The organism is Hymenobacter glacialis, from assembly GCF_001816165.1.
GTDB classification, from domain to species: Bacteria; Bacteroidota; Bacteroidia; order Cytophagales; family Hymenobacteraceae; genus Hymenobacter; species Hymenobacter glacialis.
The window spans coordinates 27,938-46,687 of record NZ_MDZC01000112.1 but is presented as its reverse complement, the minus strand read 5'-3'; the positions used below and the strand labels follow the sequence as shown (position 1 = coordinate 46,687).

General features: G+C 58.7%; 19 protein-coding genes. 9 read left to right on the top strand and 10 right to left on the bottom strand.

The genetic code is table 11. The annotated features are described in order from the left end of the window. The first annotated feature begins 32 nt into the window (after positions 1–32). Positions 33–722 (top strand): sterol desaturase family protein, encoded by a 690-nt coding sequence (locus BEN48_RS15785; RefSeq protein ID WP_083321128.1) that lies wholly within the window; start codon positions 33–35, stop codon positions 720–722. Between the two features lie 81 nt (positions 723–803). On the opposite strand, the gene BEN48_RS19305 is transcribed toward BEN48_RS15785, so the two are convergent. The 4 genes from BEN48_RS19305 to BEN48_RS15770 all read right to left on the bottom strand — a co-directional run bounded on the left by BEN48_RS19305 (position 804) and on the right by BEN48_RS15770 (position 3,286). Further along, entirely contained in the window at positions 804–980 is a 177-nt protein-coding gene (locus BEN48_RS19305) for a hypothetical protein (protein WP_193408688.1), read from the bottom strand. A 281-nt stretch (positions 981–1,261) separates the two neighbouring features. Continuing rightward, positions 1,262–2,131, bottom strand: coding sequence for a TPM domain-containing protein (locus BEN48_RS15780; protein WP_241502297.1), 870 nt, complete (start codon positions 2,129–2,131; stop codon positions 1,262–1,264). Continuing rightward, positions 2,128–2,586, bottom strand: a complete 459-nt coding sequence (locus BEN48_RS15775; protein WP_070735941.1) for a TPM domain-containing protein — start codon at positions 2,584–2,586, stop codon at positions 2,128–2,130. Before BEN48_RS15775 ends, BEN48_RS15780 begins: the two co-directional genes overlap by 4 nt. A 121-nt stretch (positions 2,587–2,707) precedes the next feature. Beyond that, complete coding sequence (locus BEN48_RS15770) at positions 2,708–3,286, bottom strand: LemA family protein (RefSeq protein ID WP_070735940.1); 579 nt, start codon at positions 3,284–3,286, stop codon at positions 2,708–2,710. Positions 3,287–3,473: 187 nt separating this feature from the next. Here BEN48_RS15770 and BEN48_RS15765 point away from each other — a divergent pair, with 187 nt between their 5' ends. From BEN48_RS15765 to BEN48_RS15750, 4 genes are all read left to right on the top strand, one after another. Further along, positions 3,474–4,475 (top strand): sugar phosphate nucleotidyltransferase, encoded by a 1,002-nt coding sequence (locus BEN48_RS15765; protein ID WP_070735939.1) that lies wholly within the window; start codon positions 3,474–3,476, stop codon positions 4,473–4,475. 59 nt (positions 4,476–4,534) lie between these two features. After that, positions 4,535–5,623, top strand: coding sequence for a hypothetical protein (locus BEN48_RS15760; protein WP_125932691.1), 1,089 nt, complete (start codon positions 4,535–4,537; stop codon positions 5,621–5,623). Between the two features lie 80 nt (positions 5,624–5,703). Beyond that, entirely contained in the window at positions 5,704–7,935 is a 2,232-nt protein-coding gene (locus BEN48_RS15755; protein WP_070735937.1) for a prolyl oligopeptidase family serine peptidase, read from the top strand. Positions 7,936–7,960: 25 nt separating this feature from the next. Beyond that, positions 7,961–9,019: an LLM class flavin-dependent oxidoreductase gene (locus BEN48_RS15750; RefSeq protein ID WP_070735936.1), complete on the top strand. Its 1,059-nt coding sequence runs from the start codon at positions 7,961–7,963 to the stop codon at positions 9,017–9,019. A gap of 75 nt (positions 9,020–9,094) precedes the next feature. On the opposite strand, the gene ahcY is transcribed toward BEN48_RS15750, so the two are convergent. Further along, the gene (gene ahcY / locus BEN48_RS15745; protein WP_070735935.1) at positions 9,095–10,414 is read right to left on the bottom strand and encodes an adenosylhomocysteinase; all 1,320 of its coding nucleotides are present in this window, start codon (positions 10,412–10,414) and stop codon (positions 9,095–9,097) included. Between the two features lie 132 nt (positions 10,415–10,546). After that, positions 10,547–11,296 (bottom strand): DUF4397 domain-containing protein, encoded by a 750-nt coding sequence (locus BEN48_RS15740; RefSeq protein ID WP_070735934.1) that lies wholly within the window; start codon positions 11,294–11,296, stop codon positions 10,547–10,549. 155 nt (positions 11,297–11,451) lie between these two features. Between BEN48_RS15740 and BEN48_RS15735 the strand changes: the two genes are divergently transcribed. From BEN48_RS15735 to metK, 4 genes are all read left to right on the top strand, one after another. Next, positions 11,452–12,063 carry a hypothetical protein gene (locus BEN48_RS15735; RefSeq protein WP_070735933.1) on the top strand — a complete coding sequence of 204 codons (612 nt, stop codon included), beginning with the start codon at positions 11,452–11,454 and terminating at the stop codon, positions 12,061–12,063. Positions 12,064–12,092: 29 nt separating this feature from the next. Beyond that, entirely contained in the window at positions 12,093–13,319 is a 1,227-nt protein-coding gene (locus BEN48_RS15730) for a class I SAM-dependent methyltransferase (RefSeq protein WP_070735932.1), read from the top strand. Between the two features lie 116 nt (positions 13,320–13,435). Then, complete coding sequence (locus tag BEN48_RS15725; RefSeq protein WP_070735931.1) at positions 13,436–14,170, top strand: SDR family NAD(P)-dependent oxidoreductase; 735 nt, start codon at positions 13,436–13,438, stop codon at positions 14,168–14,170. A 270-nt stretch (positions 14,171–14,440) separates the two neighbouring features. Next, a complete protein-coding gene (gene metK, locus BEN48_RS15720) occupies positions 14,441–15,703 on the top strand; it encodes a methionine adenosyltransferase (RefSeq protein ID WP_070735930.1) in 1,263 nt (420 codons plus the stop codon). 100 nt (positions 15,704–15,803) lie between these two features. Here metK and hpf read toward each other — a convergent pair whose 3' ends face one another. From hpf to BEN48_RS15700, 4 genes are all read right to left on the bottom strand, one after another. Beyond that, entirely contained in the window at positions 15,804–16,103 is a 300-nt protein-coding gene (hpf, locus tag BEN48_RS15715) for a ribosome hibernation-promoting factor, HPF/YfiA family (protein ID WP_070735929.1), read from the bottom strand. Positions 16,104–16,141: 38 nt separating this feature from the next. Then, complete coding sequence (locus tag BEN48_RS15710; protein ID WP_070735928.1) at positions 16,142–17,020, bottom strand: tyrosine-type recombinase/integrase; 879 nt, start codon at positions 17,018–17,020, stop codon at positions 16,142–16,144. A 164-nt stretch (positions 17,021–17,184) separates the two neighbouring features. Beyond that, entirely contained in the window at positions 17,185–17,379 is a 195-nt protein-coding gene (gene rpsU, locus BEN48_RS15705) for a 30S ribosomal protein S21 (protein ID WP_035564799.1), read from the bottom strand. Between the two features lie 190 nt (positions 17,380–17,569). Next, positions 17,570–18,715, bottom strand: coding sequence for an acyl-CoA dehydrogenase family protein (locus BEN48_RS15700; protein WP_070735927.1), 1,146 nt, complete (start codon positions 18,713–18,715; stop codon positions 17,570–17,572). Between the last annotated feature and the right edge of the window lie 35 nt (positions 18,716–18,750).

The following is an 18,750-nucleotide window of genomic DNA, read 5'->3' as shown; positions in this document are numbered from 1 at the left end:
CAAATTACCATAGTCTGACGTTCGCTACCTCTATGCAATCAGTATCAACCGAAGAATCCGTCGTTACCATCACGCCTGCCACCGCTGCCGCCCCCGTTAGGCCTAAGCACAAGGGCTCGGCGCAGCTATTTAAAAACCCTGTTCTGGAGCGGCTTTCACACACGCACATTGCGTTGCCGGTAGGCATTTTCGCGGCCACGGCCGCGGTGAGCCTCTATTATGGCCTCACCCAGGGCTTTATGACGGGGTTGACGGCCCTGGGGCTTTTTTTGATTGGCCTGTTCGCGTTCACCTTCGCGGAATACGCGGTGCACCGCTATCTGTACCACATTCCGGCCACTACCCCGGGCCGGGCCAAGTTTCAGTACACCTTTCACGGCGTGCACCACGAGTACCCCAAGGACAAGACGCGGCTGGCCATGCCGCCCATCCTCACGGTCTTTGTAGCGTCGCTGCTGTTCTTCATCTTCCGCTTTAGCTTTGGTTCCTACGCGTTTGGGTTGCTATCGGGCTTCACGTTTGGGTATGCCATGTACCTGTTTGTGCACTATGCCATTCACGCCTATTCGCCGCCCAAAAACTTCCTGAAAGTGTGGTGGACGCACCACAGCCAGCACCACTACCGGCAGGACGAAGTGGCCTTTGGTGTGTCGAGCACGCTCTGGGACCACATCATTGGCACTATGCCCACCAAAAAGGCCGAAGACAAAGCAGTGGCCTAACGCAACGCTTCCCGCATAAAAAAAGCGTGGCCCCTTCCTGGGGCCACGCTTTTTTTATGCACGGGGGAACAGCAGGCTGCATTAGCTGCGGCTGCGCATTTTGTTCACTAGCCAAAACACGAGCAGTAGCACCACCACCACGGCGATAATGCCGCCGTAGAAACCGGTTTTGAAGATGGTACCGATGGCATCGCAGCCCGTGAGGGAAGTAGCCAGTACACCGAGAAAAAGGAAGAGAGTAAACCGGGAAGTGTTCATGGATTTGAAACGAAGGGTAAAAGAAGCGGCAAACCGTCTTGGCACTGCCGGATACTTGCTGATACTGTGGCCTCGCTCAAAAGGTTGAGCAAATCGCTACAGGGCCAACTAATGTCGCGGGGCCGGGCGGGATTGCGCATGCAGTGCTCAAGCCAGAATCCCTACTTCAGCTCATGAGCATTTGCAGCGGCCAACACCACACAAGCGGAAGTAAAGAGGCCCGTCGTGCTACGCAGGACGGGCCTCTTTACTATCAAACGCTTGCAGATACCGGGCTTCGGCTACCAGCTGCCGCTGGCGCCGCCGCCGCCGCTGCTGCCGCCCCCAAACCCGCCGAAGCCGCCACCACCGCCACCAAATCCACCGCCGCCACCACCAAACCCGCCGCCACCGCCGAAGCCGCCGCCGAACAGAATGGGTGGAATGAAGCCGCCGCCCATGCCACGGTTGCCGCGCCCGCCGCCGCCGCCGCGCTTACGCAGAAAAAAGAAGACAAGCACCAGAGCGCCGATAATGAGCCAGAACGGTGGGCCGGAGCCAGAAGTCCCGCGCCCGCGCTGGGGTCGCACGTCTTCCGAGTCGGCCTTGTACTCGCCCTTGGCCAGGGCAATGAGTTGGTCGGTGGCCCGGTCGAGGCCGGCGTAGTACTGGTTTTGGCGGAAAGCCGGCACCAACGTATTGCTTATGATGCGCTTGGCGATGGCGTCGGGCACGGCGCCTTCCAGGCCGTAGCCGGTCTGGATGCGGGCTACGTGCTCCTGGTTGGCCACCAGAATCAGAATGCCGTTGTTGTTTTCCTTGCCACCAATGCCCCAGGCCTGGTATAGCTTCTGGGCGTAGCTGGCTATTTCGTCACCTTCCAGGGTGGGCACGGTTACCACGGCAATCTGCGACGTCGTGCTGTCGTTGTAGGCCACCAGCTTGCGTTCCAGCGCATCGGCTTCGCCGGGCTGCATCAGGTTGGCCAAGTCGTTGATTAGGCGCGGCGGGTTAGGTCGCGGCGGAATGGTTTGGGCCGAGGCCAGCACTGCCGGCAATACCCACAGCAGCAGGAGCAGCAACGGGCGCCAGAGCGGCCCCATCGCCATCCGCAAGCCGGGCACTCCGCCACGTGGCTTCAACAGCTGGGCGTTAGCCACCGTATTTTTCATGCGTCGGAAGACGGCTTGGGGCCGCCGAAAGAGATAGAATCGTCCAGCTCGTTCTGGTCGGTATGGGCATCGTAGGGGAAGTAGCGCTTGAGTTGCTCGCCCACCATGGTAATGCCGCGCTCCAGGCCCAGTACGTACTTCTCGTGCCGGAATTGCTCCAGCACGGCTTCCTTGGTCGTTTCCCAGAATTCATCGGGCACGGCTGCATTGATGGCCGAATCGCCAATCACGGCAAACTGCCGGCTCTGCCACGCCAGGTAAAACAGCACGCCGTTGCGGGCCGCGGTCTTGTGCATGTTGAGCTCGCCAAATACCTGTGCGGCGCGGTCCAATGGCTCGGGCGTGGGGCAGGAGTCTTCCAAATGCACCCGGATTTCGCCCGAAGTCATCGTCTCGGCTTGCCGAATGGCTGCCACCAGGGCCGCGTCCTGTTCGGGGGTGAGAAGGGATTTCATTCTATTGCGTGTTGAGTTTTAAGGGTTGAGTGTTGAATCAGGAATGGCTACAGGTGGGTCACGGTCGACCCGACTGGCTGGCATTCCTGACTCAACACTCAAAATTCAAGCCTCAACATTTCTAGAACTGTACCGTGGGTGCCTTGCCCGCACCGGCGTCGGCTTCGAAATAGCCTTTGGGCTGGAAGCCGAACATACCCGCAAACAGGTTGTTGGGGAAGCGCTTGGTAAAAGTATTGTATTCCTGCACCGAGCCGTTGAAGTTGTCACGGGCTACAGCAATGCGGTTTTCAGTGCCTTCAATCTGGGCTTGCAGCTCTTGGAAGTTGGCGTTGGTCTTCAGCTCGGGGTAGTTTTCCGACACGGCCAGCAGGCGGCCCAGGCCGGACGAAAGCTGGCTTTGGGCTTCCTGAAAGCGCTTGATGTTTTCGGGGGTGAGCTGGTCGGCGCTGAGTTGCACGCTGGTGGCTTTAGCCCGCGCTTCCATTACGGCGGTGAGGGTGGTTTGCTCCTGCTTGGCGGCGCCCTTCACGGTGTTTACCAGGTTGGGAATGAGGTCGGAACGGCGCTGGTACTGGCTTTGCACCTGGGCCCATTTGGTTTTCACGTTCTGGTCGCGCTCCACCATGCCGTTGTAGCCGCAGGAAGATTGGGTGAGCAACAGGGCGATGCCCGCGAAATAAAGAAGAAAGCGTTTCATGGTGGGGTGGGGTGTGAAGGGGGTTGGATAAAGAAGCTGCACGTTGTGGCCGCAGAAAACCACAGGCCCGCAAATCGGGTTGGTTCCGAGCTTGGCGCAAAGTACGTAGCTTGGCCGTAGTAGTTGTAGCTTGCTTCATAGCCGGGCTTGCCCGGCTGTCCCTTTTCCGCTTCCCCCCTTTTCGATAATGAAAGCTATTATTCCCGTTGCCGGCATTGGGTCGCGCCTGCGCCCCCACACCCACACCCAGCCCAAAAGCCTGGTGCCGGTAGCTGGCAATACCATCCTGGGTCACATCATCGACCGGCTCCAGACCGCTGGCCTCACCGAATTCGTGTTCATTGTGGGGTACCTGGGCGATAAAATCGTGCGCTACGTGCGCCGCCATTACCCCGACCTCAACGCCACCTTCGTGGTGCAGGAACCCCGCGAGGGCATTGGCCACGCCCTGTGGCTGGCCCGCGAGGAGTTCCGCCACGACACCGACGGCGTACTCATTATGCTCGGCGATACCATTGTGGACGTGGACCTGCCCGCCCTGCTGGCCACACCTGGCTCGGTGCTGGCCGTGAAAGAGGTGAAGACGCCCAGCATGTTTGGGCTGGTGGAAACCGGCGCCGGCGGCCGCGTGAGCAAGGTGGTGGAGAAACCCAAAATCCCGAAGTCGAACTACGCCATGGTGGGCCTCTACAAGCTGGCCTACCCCGAAAATTTTGCCAAAGCGCTCGAATGGCTGCGCGAAACCGACGTGCGCACCCACGGCGAATTCCAGCTCACCGACGCCCTCATGCACCTCATCGAGGAAGGTGAAGCGATGACCACGGCTTCGGTAGACAACTGGTTTGACTGCGGCCGCAAGGAAACGCTGCTCGAAGCCAACGCCCGCCTGCTCAACACCGCCGAGTTTCTGGAGTCGCGCGACTACTCCGAGTTTCCGGACGCTGTGATTATCCCACCGGTCAGCATCGGGCGCGGCTGCCAGATTTCGCATTCCATCATCGGCCCCAACGTGGCCATCGGCGACAAAACCATCATCAAAAACTGCATCCTCACCGACTCCATCATCGGCACGTACTCCGAATTAAGCTCGGCCGTAATGCACGATTGCATTGTGGGCTCCGACGCGTCGTTCCGCGGCATGAACCACTCGCTGAACATCGGGGACAATACCGAGATTGATTATAGCTGAGAAAAGCAGTAGTGGGCGGCCTGTTCGTACTTTTCGGTTTCTAATTCCTTTTGCTGCGTATGATTTTCCGTCGTCTGCTTTTCGCCTGTGCTGTTGCTTTGCCTGTGCTGGCCTCGGCCCAAACGCCTCTGGGCCAGCCTTCCCTAGACGAGTCGAAGGTGCAAATCTGGTGCGCCACGGTGCGGTTTGTATACGACGACGCCAGCCGGCCCAACCTCAAGAGCACTGTGCGTTGCGAAGGTGGCAACCTTGCCGCGCTGGCCGCCAGCATTCGGCCCGATAGCCTGCGGGTGTACAGCGTGCTGTACCAGCCTATTGAAGACCGGGGCAACGTCTACCAGGGCAAGAAAGACAACCCCGCGCGCCTCGCGGCCCTCAGCAAAGCCATTATCAGCAAATTGAAGGGCTCGCCGGCCCGACGCCGCGACCCCGCCCGCATGGCCCGTGTGGAGGCCCTCGAAGCCGCGCTGAACAACTACGTGGTATCGGGCACGCCGCTGGGCGACGTGACCGCCGCCATGACGCCCGAAACCGCCGATACCAGCGCCACCGGTGCCATGGCCACCATGGGGCCTGCCGAGGCGGCCGAAGCCCAGGCCGTGGCCGAGCGGGAAGCCGCCGGTGGAGCCGCAGCCTCTGACGAAAGCGCTGGCACGGGCAACCTGCTCAATCAGTTTGCAGGGCCGTTGGCCCTTATTCTGGGTATTTTAAGCCTGGTGCTCTACATCATGCTCCGCGTGACGCTGGGCCAGTGGCGCCGCCAGCAGCGCCGCGAAACCCTCACGGCCAAGCAGGCAGCCCAGGCTGCGCAAGCCTCCGCCGCCGAAACCAGTGCCGCTGTGGCCGACTCGGTAGCCCGGGTGAAGCGGGCCGAGGCCTTGGTGCTGGCCGCCGGGCCTGCCGCCAGTGCCACTGCTCCTGCGCCTACCAACCTCACCCCGGCGCAGCGCCTGGAAGTGGAACGCCTGGTGAGCCAGCGCGTAGACGAAGAACTGCGCTGGCTGCGCGCCAACCTGCCCGAGCTAATTGCGGCTGCGGTCGCCGGGCCTGCCGGGCTGGCTCCTGCCCATGTGCAGGAGCCTACGGCGGCGCCATTGGCAAGCAATGGACCGACCAAGCCCATTGCCGATGACGTGCAAATGGATTAACTTCCGTAAGTAGTGATGCAGGAGGCTATTGTGCTACTGCGCGTTGCTGGCCCAACCGGCTTTACTTCCGTTCGTATCATATGAAAGCTGCCATTCCGCTGCTCGTCGCCCTGGCGACCCTGGCAGCATGCCGGGCCACCACTAAGCCTGAGGCCAACACGCTGCCCGGCAACCAAGCCATTACTGAAATGACGACTCCCGAAAGCGGCGAGCCCAGCCGCAGGGCTGGCCTGGCCCTCATTGCCCTTCCCCCCGTGAAATACCCCGCAAGCCGCCAATCAACTACCACCGACACCTATTTCGGCGTTAGAGTCGCTGACCCCTACCGCTGGCTCGAAGACCTTGACTCGCCCGAAACAAAAGCGTGGGTAGCGGCGCAGAACGAAGTCACTTTTGCCTATTTGAACCAGATTCCTTTCCGGGACAAAATTCGGGAACGACTCACCAAAATCTGGAATTACGAGCGGTACGGCGTGCCGGAGCAGGTGGGCGAAGAACTGGTGTTCAGCAAGAACGATGGCCTGCAAAACCAGCCGGTGCTGTACCGACAGCGGGGCACCGAGGCGCCCACGGTACTGCTCGACCCCAACAAGTTCTCCAAGGACGGCACCACGGCGCTGGCCGGCAGCGAGTTCAGCAACGACCACCGCTACCTGGCCTACGCCACCAGCAGCGGCGGCTCGGACTGGAACAAGGTCCGCATCTTGGACCTGAAGACCAACCAGCTGCTGCCTGAAGAGCTGACCTGGGTGAAAGTATCCGGCACGTCCTGGACCAAAACCGGTTTCTACTACAGCCGTTACGACGCGCCCAAAGCCGGCGAGAACAACCTGTCCGGCAAAAACGAATTCCACAAGGTGTACTTCCACCAGCTCAACACGCCACAGTCGGCGGACAAGCTGGTGTACGAAGACCCTAAAATGGCCCTCGGCTTCCGCATTGCGGGCGCTACGGAGGACGAACGGTTCCTGGCCCTGTACCTCACCGATGGCAAATCGGACGGCAACCGCCTACAGGTGCGCGACCTCACCGACCCCAAACAGGCGGCGTCCTGGACCACGCTCCTGGCCTCATACGAGTCGAATAACACCCTGGTCGGCAACGTGGGCGGCGAGGTACTAGTGCTCACCAACTACAAAGCGCCGCGCTACCGTGTGGTGCGCATCGACCCCAAAAAGCCGCAGGAAGCCAACTGGCACGACGTGCTGCCCGAAACCCAGAACAAGCTGGAAAGCGTGAGCCAGGTGGGCGGCCGCCTTATTGCCAGCTACCTGCACGATGCCAGCTCGCAGGTGAAGGTGTACTCGGAGTTGGGTCAGTTTCAGCACGAGGTGCAGTTACCGGCCATTGGCACGGCCAGCGGCTTCGGTGGCCGGCGCGCCGACAAGGTGGTGTACTACGCCTTCACGTCTTTCACCTACCCCACCACCATTTATAAGTACGACCCGGCCACCAATACCAGCACCGTGTTCCGGGCCCCCAAGGTGGACGTGAACCCGCAGGATTACGTGACCACGCAGGTTTTTTATCCCAGCAGGGACGGCACGAAAATCCCCATGTTCATCGTGCACAAGAAAGGTGTGGCGCTGAACGGCAATAACCCTACCTACCTCTATGCCTACGGCGGCTTTAACGTGTCGCTCTCGCCGGGCTTCTCAGTAGCGCGCATGCTGTGGCTGGAAAACGGCGGCATTCTGGCCGTACCCAACCTGCGCGGCGGCGGCGAATACGGCGAGGCCTGGCACCAGGCCGGCATGACGCCCAACAAGCAGAACGTGTTCGACGACTTCATTGCCGCCGCCGAATACCTCAAGGCCAACAAGTACACCGACTACGACCACCTTGCCATTGCGGGCGGCTCCAATGGCGGCCTGCTGGTGGGCGCCACCATGAACCAGCGCCCCGACCTCTGCAAAGTAGCCCTGCCCGCCGTGGGCGTGATGGACATGCTCCGCTACCAGAAGTTCACCATTGGCTGGAACTGGGCCCCCGAATACGGCACGTCCGATGACCGGACACAATTTGAAAACCTGCGTCAGTTCTCGCCCCTGCACAACCTCAAGGCCGAAACCAACTACCCCGCCACCCTCATCACCACCGCCGACCACGACGACCGGGTGGTGCCCGCCCACTCCTTTAAATTCGCAGCGGCCCTGCAGGCGGCCAACTACGGCGCCAACCCCATGCTCATTCGCATCGACGTGAACGCCGGCCACGGCGCCGGCAAAAGCACCAAGCTGCAAATCGACGAGTGGGCCGACGTGTGGAGCTTTTGCTACGCCAACATGAACGTGACGCCGAAACTGCAGTAACACCAGCCGTCCAAAATCTCACTCCATGCAACTAGGAATCAGCTCTTTTGGCGAAGTCGCGCCCGCCCACGTAGCCGGCGGCGACCGCAGCGCACAGCAGCGCATGCAGGAATTACTGGCGCTGGCCAAGCTAGCCGACGAAGCTGGGCTCGATGTACTAGCTCTGGGCGAGCATCACCGCGCCGACTTCATCATCTCCGCACCCGAGGTAATTCTGGCTGCGGTAGCCGCCGTCACGCAGCGCATTCGCCTATCCAGCGCCGTCACCGTGCTCAGCTCCGCCGACCCGGTGCGGGTGTTCCAGAACTTCGCCACGTTGGACCTGATTTCCAATGGCCGGGCCGAAATCATCGCTGGTCGTGGGTCGTTCATTGAATCCTACCCGCTCTTCGGCTACGACCTGGACGACTACGACGAGCTATTTGTCGAGAAGTTGAGTTTGCTGTTGGAAATTAACGCCAACGAGGTGGTATCGTGGCAGGGCAAGCACCGGCCTGGCCTTGCCGCACAGGGCGTGTACCCGCGCCCCGTGCAGTCCAAGCTACCTGTTTGGATAGGCATTGGCGGCACGCCAGCCTCGGCGGTGCGGGCCGGAAAAATGGGCCTGCCCCTCACCATTGCCATCTTGGGCGGCGCGCCCGGCCGGTACATTTCCTTCGCGGAACTCTACCGCGAATCAGCCCAGCAAGCCGGCCACGACCCGGCCCAGATGCCACTGTGTCTCAACTGCCACTTTCACTTGGCTGAAACCACGCAGCAGGCCGCCGATGAGTTTTTTCCGCCCTATGCCACGCTCATGAACCGAATCGGCCGCGAGCGCGGCTGGTCGCCCATGGACCGTCGGCATTTCGACTTCCTGTGCGGGCCCGAAGGCCCCTTATTCGTAGGCACGCCCGCCAACATCACCGCCAAGCTCCTGCACCTGCACAACCTGTTTGGCAACACGCGGTTTTTGGGCCAGCTGGTTCTGGAGGGCATTCCGCACGAGCAGGTAATGCGGTCTACCGAGTTGTTTGGCACCCAAGTGGCGCCAGCCGTGCGGGCAGCGTTGGGCGATACCATATCAGCTACCCCTCTAAAGTAGAATCAGAGTTTTATAGAAAACAAAAAGGCCGCTGGAGCATTGCTCCAGCGGCCTTTTTGTATCATTTATCAGCTTTTAGTAGCGGTACAAGTCCGATTTGAACGGACCCTCTACCGGTACTTTGATGTAGTCAGCCTGCTTGGGGGTCAACTCATCCAACTCCACACCGATTTTGGCGAGGTGCAGACGAGCCACCTTCTCGTCGAGGTGCTTGGGCAGGGTGTACACCTGGTTTTCGTACTGGTCGCCACGCTCCCACAGCTCCAATTGAGCCAGGGTCTGGTTCGTGAACGAGTTGGACATCACAAACGACGGGTGACCGGTAGCGCAACCCAAGTTCACAAGGCGGCCTTCGGCAAGGATAATCACCTCTTTGCCTTCGATGGTATAGATGTCTACCTGGGGCTTCACCGTGTCCTTGGTGTGTCCGTAGTTGCCGTTCAACCACGCCATGTCAATCTCATCATCGAAGTGACCGATGTTGCAGACAATTGCCTTGTCGCGCAGGGCGCGGAAATGCTCTTCGCGGATGATGTCGCAGTTGCCAGTGGTGGTAATCACGATGTCGGCACGTGGAATGGCGTCTATCATCTTGCGTACCTCGTAGCCATCCATGGCGGCCTGCAGGGCGCAAATGGGGTCAATTTCGGTTACGATAACACGGGCACCCGCGCCGCTCAGCGAAGCAGCAGTACCTTTTCCAACGTCGCCGTAGCCGGCTACCACGGCTACTTTACCGGCCATCATCGTGTCGGTAGCCCGGCGGATAGCGTCCACAGCCGACTCTTTGCAGCCGTACTTGTTATCAAATTTCGACTTCGTAACCGAGTCGTTCACGTTGATAGCGGGAAAAGGTAGGGTGCCGTTTTTCACGCGCTCATACAGGCGCAACACGCCGGTCGTCGTCTCCTCCGAAACGCCTTTTATGCCGGCGGCCAGCTCGGGGTACTGGTCCAGCACCATGTTGGTGAGGTCACCGCCATCGTCCAGAATCATGTTCAGCGGCTGGCGGTCTTCGCCGAAGTACAGCGTCTGCTCAATGCACCAGTTAAACTCCTCTTCGTTCATGCCCTTCCAGGCATATACCGGGATGCCGGCCGCGGCAATGGCAGCCGCAGCGTGGTCCTGGGTCGAGAAGATGTTGCACGACGACCACGTTACTTCCGCACCCAGTGCTTTCAGCGTCTCAATGAGCACCGCCGTCTGGATGGTCATGTGCAGGCAGCCGGCAATGCGGGCCCCTTTGAAGGGCTGCGACGCGCCAAACTCCTCGCGCAGGCTCATCAGACCGGGCATCTCTGCCTCAGCCAAACGGATTTCCTTGCGGCCCCACTCGGCGAGGCTCATGTCCTTTACTTTGTACGGAACGTACGTTTTGGTCGTGGTTTCCACCATGATAGAATTATATTGTTGATTCGCGTTTCAACCGCAAAGATACTTGATTTGTTCGCCATTGGGCATAAAAAAGCCCGCATCTTGCAACGCGGGCTTTTTTACTTGATAATTGCCGAAGCAATAGATAATCAATTAGTTGTGCTGGATGATTACGGCCTGGGGCTGCTGGGCAGCAGGAACGGCGCCCCCGGCAATGCCACGCACCACAACGGTGTAAATTTTTCCAGCCTCGTAGTTTTTGGTACCCGTTCCGGTGCCCGTGCCGTCGCCCACGGACACCACCTGCGTGCGCGGGGCTACGGCCGTGACGACGGACAGATTCAGGGCCGCAGCATTGACCACAATAAAGGGAGATGCTGCCCCAAAAGCCACATCGGTGGTGAGGTCGGTGGGGCTGCCTGTAGGGGTAGCAGCGGGAATGGCAAGCCGAACCGGCGTGGGTGCCCCCACGCCCAAGTGCACCAGCCGGACTTTGGCAGTGCCGGCAGCTGGAGCTGTGAGGTCGTCGGATACGGTGAGCAACGCCGCGCTACCGATTGTAGCAGTAGGCGAGTAGGCAAACACCGAATAGTTCTGGTCTTTGGCTACCGTAATGGCTTGGCTGGCCACTATCTGTGCGCCGTTGTTAATGCGCAGCGTGGGAGTGCCCGCGTTTACGTCGAGGTAAGACGAAGTTTGACCGTAGTTGAGCTGGCCTACCTGCTGGTCGGTGATGAAGGCGGTGATTTGGGTGTTGGCCGCAGCTGCGGAGTGCGAAATGAGCACCTTGCCGCGGTCAGGTGCCGGCGCAGCGGGCATGTCTTCCTTGCTGCAGGCAGCGAGTAGCAGGGTGGCAGGCAGCAAAGCCTGGATAGCGCGGCGAAGAAAGAATGTTGTTTTCATAAAAGTTGAATAGGTTAGGAACGCATCGCACTGCCTGAAAAAACCAGGCGACCCGGCCTGAACGTACGACACAACTTGTTTGTTGAGTCGCTGTTAGTAAAAAAGTTGGGCTGCTCAAAGAATTCCAGCTCATAGTGCTTTCCTATCTTTGCTGTATGCAGAAAATTAACCAGCTAGCGGCCTCACCGTGGCGGCTACGTGGCTTGGCTACTGTGGTTCTATCGGGCGGTTTGTTTGGTGCCGCACTGGCTCAAACGGCCCCCAATACCATCCGGCTACGCCCCGACGATGCCGTGCGGGGCCTCAATGGTCCGCAGCACAATTTCGACTTCATGGCGCCCGGCAAAGACAACGGCGAGTACCAATCGGCTGGTTTTTTTGGCCAGAAGCTGCGGCCCTTCCTGGCCGGCAACGAGGAGGCCCTGGACCGCTTGAACGATTACCGCCGCCAAAAAACACTGTATCTGGCTGACCGTATTCTGGCCGTGGGTTCGTTTGCCGTCTATGGACAGCAGATTTTTGCGAACGGCGAGCGGCAGTATTTCAACAACACCCAGAAAGCAGCTATTGGCGTCTTTGCCACCAGCGTGCTGGCCACGGTGTTCATCAACCGCAATACCAACAAGCACCTGCAGCGCGCCGTGACGGCTTACAATGCTGATGTGGCGCACATGTCGCTGTGGCCGCGCCTGCGGCCCTCTTCTATTGGCTTAGGCGTCGCGCCCACGGGGCACCCCCTGCTGGCTGTGCGCTGGCTGGTGCGCTAACCGTTGGTTTTTTTCGTATAAGTTCTTTCATGGACTACCCCTTGCCCGAAGCGGCCAGGCGCTACGTTGCCGCGCACCTGCACGACGACCCCGCGCATCTTGCCCTCCAAGCCCGCCGCCATCCTGATTTGCCCGTGCCCGAACTGGTACGCCAGATTCAGGCCCGCCAGAAAGCCCGCGCCAAGCTGCCCGCCTGGGCCGACAACGCCGACCTTATTTTTCCGCCCGCGCTATCCGTTGAGCAAGCTTCATCGGCTCGTACTGCGGCTTTTAAGGCCGGGCTGGTGGAAGGCCAGCGGCTAGCTGACCTCACTGGTGGCTTTGGCGCCGACACGGCCCACTTTGCGGCCCGCGTGGCGCAGGTCGATTACGTGGAGCGGGACCCGAAACTAGCCCAAATTGTGGCTTACAACTTGGCTCAGCTCGGTGTTGCCAACGTGACGGTCCACGCCGCCGATGCTGTAGCATTTCTAAAAAACACGCCCCATCACTACGATTGGCTCTACCTTGACCCGGCCCGGCGCGACACGGCCGCTCGCAAGATTTTTCTGCTGCGCGACTGCGAGCCCGATGTGGTGAAGCTGCTACCGCTGCTGCTTCACAAAGCCGATAAAATATTGCTAAAGACCTCGCCGATGCTTGATATTGAGCACGCCGTGCTGGGCCTGGGCCACGTACGCCGGCTGTGGGTATTGGCCGTGGACAATGAGGTGAAGGAGGTACTGTACGAATTGGGCCAGGAGCCGGCCATCGACCCCGAGCGTTACGCCCTCAACCTGCGCCGCGACGGTACCCAGCAGGAGTTTCGCCTCAACCGCGCCCGCGAAGCCCGCGCCACGCCCCGCTACGCCGAGGCGCAACAGTTTCTCTACGAACCCAACGCCGCCGTGCTCAAGGCCGGGGCATTCCGGAGCATTGGCACGGCCTTCGAGCTCCTGAAACTGCACCAGCACAGCCACCTGTACACATCCGATGTACTAAGGGCTGATTTTCCGGGACGTATTTTTCGGGTTCTCGCCACCGAAAAAGCCGATGGCCCCACCTTAAAGGCTTATCTGGGACCTGAAGCCAGGGCGCATGTAACTACGCGCAATTTCCCCGATTCAGTGGCCGATTTCCGGCGCCGAACCGGGATTCGTGAAGGAGGGGATATTTACCTATTTGCCACCACTGACCTGCGCGGCCGGCCAATGGTACTGGTGTGCGAAAAAATCGTCGCTAACGCTTCTACAGTTGAGCCGTCAACTGATGCTTAGCTGAAGCCACTCGGCTAATAATTCGGCACTCAGCAGCATGAAATCGGCCACGCTCCCAAACGTTGCGTAAGATAAAACAGCGCTCCATTATTGAGCTAGTCGCAAATACTAATACGATGCGTTTTAAAGACAAAGTGTGCCTGGTTACGGGCGGAACCTCCGGCATTGGCCGGGCTACTTGTGTGCGCCTCGGCGCCGAAGGTGCCAAGGTCATTGTGCTGGGCCGAGATGCTGTTGACGGTGCAATAACCGTGAAAACCATCAAAACGGGAGGAGGCCACGCTGTGTTCATGGCTTGCGACCTTGCCAAGCCGCGCGCCATCACTGCTACTGTCAATAAAGTGGTGGCCAAGTACAACCGCATAGATGTACTGGTCTGTGATGCCGCTATGATGACTTTTGAGCCCCTAGTAGAGTTGCCCCTGCCCAAGTGGGACCTCCTCATGCAAGTGAACCTGCGTTCGCTGGCTCAACTCACTCAGTTGTGTTTGCCGCACATGCCCGCGGGCAGTTCCATTGTAGCCATCAGCTCCGTACACGCTCAACAAACCACCGCCAACGTAGTGCCCTATGCCACCAGCAAAGGCGCCATGGAAGCCTTTGTGCGCGGCATGAGCCTGGAGCTCGACTTCCGCCAGACCCGCATCAACGCCGTGGCACCCGGCGCCGTGGACACCCCCATGCTCTGGGGCAACCCCAACGTAAAAAGTGGCGCCGAACAAATCGACAAAGCCACCGTGGGCAAACCCGAAGAGCTGGCCGCTGCCATTGCTTTTATGGCCTCATCAGAAGCCAGCTTCATTCACGGCACTACCTTGGCAGTAGATGGGGGCCGGCTGGCGCAATTGTAGGGCACTTTAACGTGGTTTAGCCATCTGGCCACTCGTACTTTTCTTGTCAAAGAGGTTGTCCGTAATGGCTGAGTGGCCAATAACCAGACCCTGATTATTCGGGATTCGAGGAAGCATTGGTTGGGATACTACGAGAGGGAGGCGACTCTCACTACCCTTCACCGTAATCGATGCCTCATATTTCCGTAGTTTTGCATGGCCTTTGCCCACTTATCAGCTGGCTTATAAGGCCGTCTTGCTTTTTCTTTTTCGTTCTTAGCCGCGCATTCAATGCCCTATCTGTTCACTTCCGAATCGGTTTCGGAAGGCCATCCCGATAAAGTCGCCGACCAGATTTCCGACGCCATCCTTGACGAATACCTCCGCCAGGACCCCACCGCCAAAGTAGCTTGTGAAACGCTCGTAACCACCGACTTTGCGCTTGTTGCCGGCGAGATTAAGTCCACGGCCCACGTTGATGCCGAACCCATTATTCGCGAAACCATTCGCCGCATTGGGTACAACAAACCGGAATATCTGTTCAACGCCGACACCTGCGAGGTGATGAACCGCCTGCACGAGCAATCGCCCGACATCAACCAGGGCGTGGAGCGCGCCAAGGACGAAGACCAGGGCGCCGGCGACCAAGGCATGATGTTCGGCTACGCCAGCCACGAGACGGCCAACTACATGCCGCTAGCCCTCGACCTGTCGCACCGCTTGCTCCAGGAGTTGGCCGCTATCCGCCGTGAAGGCCGGGAAATGCCTTACCTGCGGCCTGATGCCAAAAGCCAGGTCACCATTCGGTACTCCGATGACCACCTGCCGGAAGCCATCGACACCATCGTCATCAGCACGCAGCACGACGAGTTTGACCCGTCGGAGGGTGCCATGCTGGACCGCATCAAAGCCGATGTGCTGGCTACGCTCATTCCCCGTGTTAAAGCCGGCCTGAGTGCCGATGTCCAGGCCCTGTTCACCGACGGCATCACCTACCACATCAACCCCACTGGCAAGTTCGTTATCGGTGGCCCCCACGGCGATTCGGGCCTTACCGGCCGCAAAATCATAGTGGACACCTACGGCGGCAAGGGCGCCCACGGCGGTGGAGCCTTCTCCGGCAAAGACTCCTCCAAGGTAGACCGCTCGGCTGCCTACGCCGCTCGTCACATTGCCAAAAACCTGGTAGCCGCCGGCGTGGCCGACCAAGTCCTCGTGCAGGTGGCCTACGCCATCGGCGTGGCGCAGCCCGTGGGCGTGTTCGTGACCACCTACGGTACTACGAAAGCCAAAAGCACTAACGGAGCCACCCTCACCGACGGTGAAATCGCAGAGAAAGTGAATAAGCTCTTCGACCTGCGCCCCTACGCCATTGTACAGCACTTCGGCCTGCAGAATCCCATCTTCGCTCAGACGGCTGCTTATGGCCACATGGGCCGGCAGCCCGGCACGGTGCAGGCCACCATGAAGGACGGAAGCGTGAAGACTTTCGAAACCTTTACCTGGGAAAAGCTGGACTACGTAGCTAAGATTAAGGCCGAGTTTGCACTATAATCCTGGCACCTGAGTGGTGCTGAGCCATAATAAAAAAGCCCCGTTTGCTATTCAGCAAACGGGGCTTTTTTATTGATTCAGAAGGAAGGTTGTGTGGGAATTAGTGGCTGAGCATTTTTTCCTTGTATTTGGTAATCTGACGACGCAGGCTTTCAGCGGCGGCATCGGCAGCGGCTTCAAATGAAGCGGCGTCTTCTTGGCTGAACAGCGTGGAACCAGGCACCAGCAGCTTTATCTCAACAGTTTTATTTTCAATTCCGTCTTTGTTGTTAAGGCGCATGATAACCTCGCCGCCGGTCACTTTATCGTAAAAAGTCTCGAGCTTATTGAGACGTTGCTGCACGAAGTCTAGCAGTTTTTGGTCGGCGTCGAAGTGCACCGAATGCATCTGTACTTTCATAAAGCAGTTGATTAAGAAGGTAAAAGGGTAAAGAAAACTCAAGCCCGTGGGTGGGCTTGTTCAAATACGGATTTTAGGCGGTCGACGGACAGGTGCGTGTAAACCTGGGTAGCAGCCAGACTCGCATGCCCCAGCAATTCTTTAATGGAATTCAAATCGGCCCCCTTACCCAGCAAATGGGTAGCAAACGCGTGGCGGAGCGCGTGCGGGTGCTGCTGCGCGCCCGAGGTGGTAATCTGGCTCAGGTAGCGCTTCACGGTGCGGTACACGAATTTTTCGTACATCGGCTCGCCTTTGTCGGTAAGGAGCAATGGCCCACCCACCGCGCCAAACTCATGCGCCCGGCGCGTCTGGTACCGCTCAATAACCAGCTTCAGCGACGGATTGAGTGGCACCAGGCGCTGCTTGTTGCCTTTGCCTGTTACACGCACCGTACTGGCCCCCAGGCTTATGTCATCAGCGTGAATGCCGATGAGCTCTGATAGGCGAATACCCGTACCATACAGCATTTCGAGCACCAATTGGTCGCGCTGCCCCGCAAATTCATCGCCGAATTCGAACGTGTTCAACAAGCCGTTCAACGCCTCCTCCGGCACAAATTCGGGGAGCTTTTTGGCCATTTTGGGGGCCTTAATGCGCAACATGGGGTTGGCCTCAATTATCCCGGCACGCAAGAGAAACTTGTAATAGGAGCGCAGGCACGCCACCTTGCGGTTCACCGTGCGCGGGTCCAGGTCTTGTTGCATGAGCTCCACCACCCAGCCCCGGATGAGCGGGTGCGTGGCCTGAGCGGTATCGGCCAGGTCATATGCCGATTTTAAGAAGGCAGCAAACTGGCCCAGGTCCGTCTGGTAAGAAGTAACCGTATGGGCACTGTACCGTCGTTCAAAGCGCAAAAAATCAAGAAAAGCCTCCATGCCAACACCAAAAAAAGCCCGGCGTGAGGGCCGGGCATCCAATGTACTCTTTTTTTATTCCCCAGCAAAAACCCACTGCTACATGGACGCGAAAAAACCGGCCGGCTTGCCGCATAGGGCAAACCAGCCGGTTCTAGCAATGCTAACGATTCCCGAAAATCGAGCTATTCGTTCGGCTGGCCGTAAGTGGCAAGCTTGTAAACAGCCTTCTGTTTCATCTTACGCTCCGTGATGCTGGGCTTCTGGAAGAACGTGCGACGACGCAGTTCTTTCAGCACACCAGTGCGCTCAAACTTCTTTTTGAAGCGCTTCAGGGCGCGGTCAACCGATTCGTTGTCTTTGATTTGAATGATAATCATATCAGGGAATGAGGGAGATTTTCTGAGGAGGGCGGCCTAAACCGGGCCGCAAAGATAAACCACAGATTTAACAGATTCTAACGGATTTAACAGATTTTTTATGGTTCTGCCCCTGATTCAGTGTGAGGGGCTATTTTAGATAATCCCATTACCCAGCAAAAACCACAGAAACCTAATAACGCTGCCGTTTTTACTTGAGCAAAGCCCGAGCAATCACCAGTTTCTGAATTTCGCTGGTGCCTTCGCCAATGGTGCACAGCTTGGCATCGCGGTAGTACTTCTCGGCCGGGTAGTCCTTAGTGTAGCCGTAGCCACCGAATATCTGCACGCCTTCGTTAGCGACACGCACGCTCACTTCCGAGGCGTAAAGCTTGGCCATGGCCGACTCAAGGTTCACGTTCTGGCCGCGGTCCTTCATGTCGGCGGCGCGGTAAGTGAGTTGGCTGGCGGCTTCAATCTCAGTCGCCATATCGGCCAGTTTGAAGGCAATGCCCTGGAAGCTGCTGATGGGCTGGTTGAACTGATGACGCTCTTTGCTGTACTGCACAGCGGCTTCGAAAGCGCCCTGCGCAATGCCCAAGCTAAGGGCCGCAATGCTGATGCGCCCGCCATCGAGTACTTTCAGCGACTGCACAAAGCCATCGCCCACTTTGCCGATAACGTTTTCCTTGGGCACCTTGCAATCCGTGAAAATCAGCTCCGTGGTTTCCGAGGCCCGCATGCCGAGCTTGTCTTCTTTGCGGCCAGCTTCGAAGCCCGGCGTGCCGCGCTCGATGATGAAGGCCGTCATGCCGTGGGAGTCGCCCACTTCGCCGGTGCGCACAATAACCACGGCCACGTTGCCAGATTTGCCGTGCGTGATGAAGTTCTTGGCGCCGTTGATAATGTAATTTTCGCCGCTCTCGTCGAGCACGGCCGTAGTGCGCATATTGCCGGCATCAGAGCCCGTGTTGGGCTCCGTGAGGCCCCAGGCGCCAATCCACTCACCCGAAGCGAGCTTGGGCAGGTATTTCTGCTTCTGTTCCTCAGAAGCATGCTGCAGGATATGGCCGGTGCAAAGCGAATTGTGCGCCGCCATGCTCAACCCAATGCTACCGTCGATTTTGGATAGCTCGGCAATGGCCGTCACGTACTCCATGTAGCCAAAGCCCGAGCCACCGTATTGCTGGGGCACGAGCACACCCATCAGGCCCAGCTCCCCGAGTTTATGAAAAATTTCAATGGGAAACTCCTGGCTTTCGTCCCATTTCATCATATTGGGCTTGATGTGCTGCGCGCCAAAGTCGCGCACCATCTGGGCAATCATGGTTTGATTTTCGGTGGCTACGGCTTCCATACTATTGAATAAGCTTGAGGGTGGGATTTGAGAAA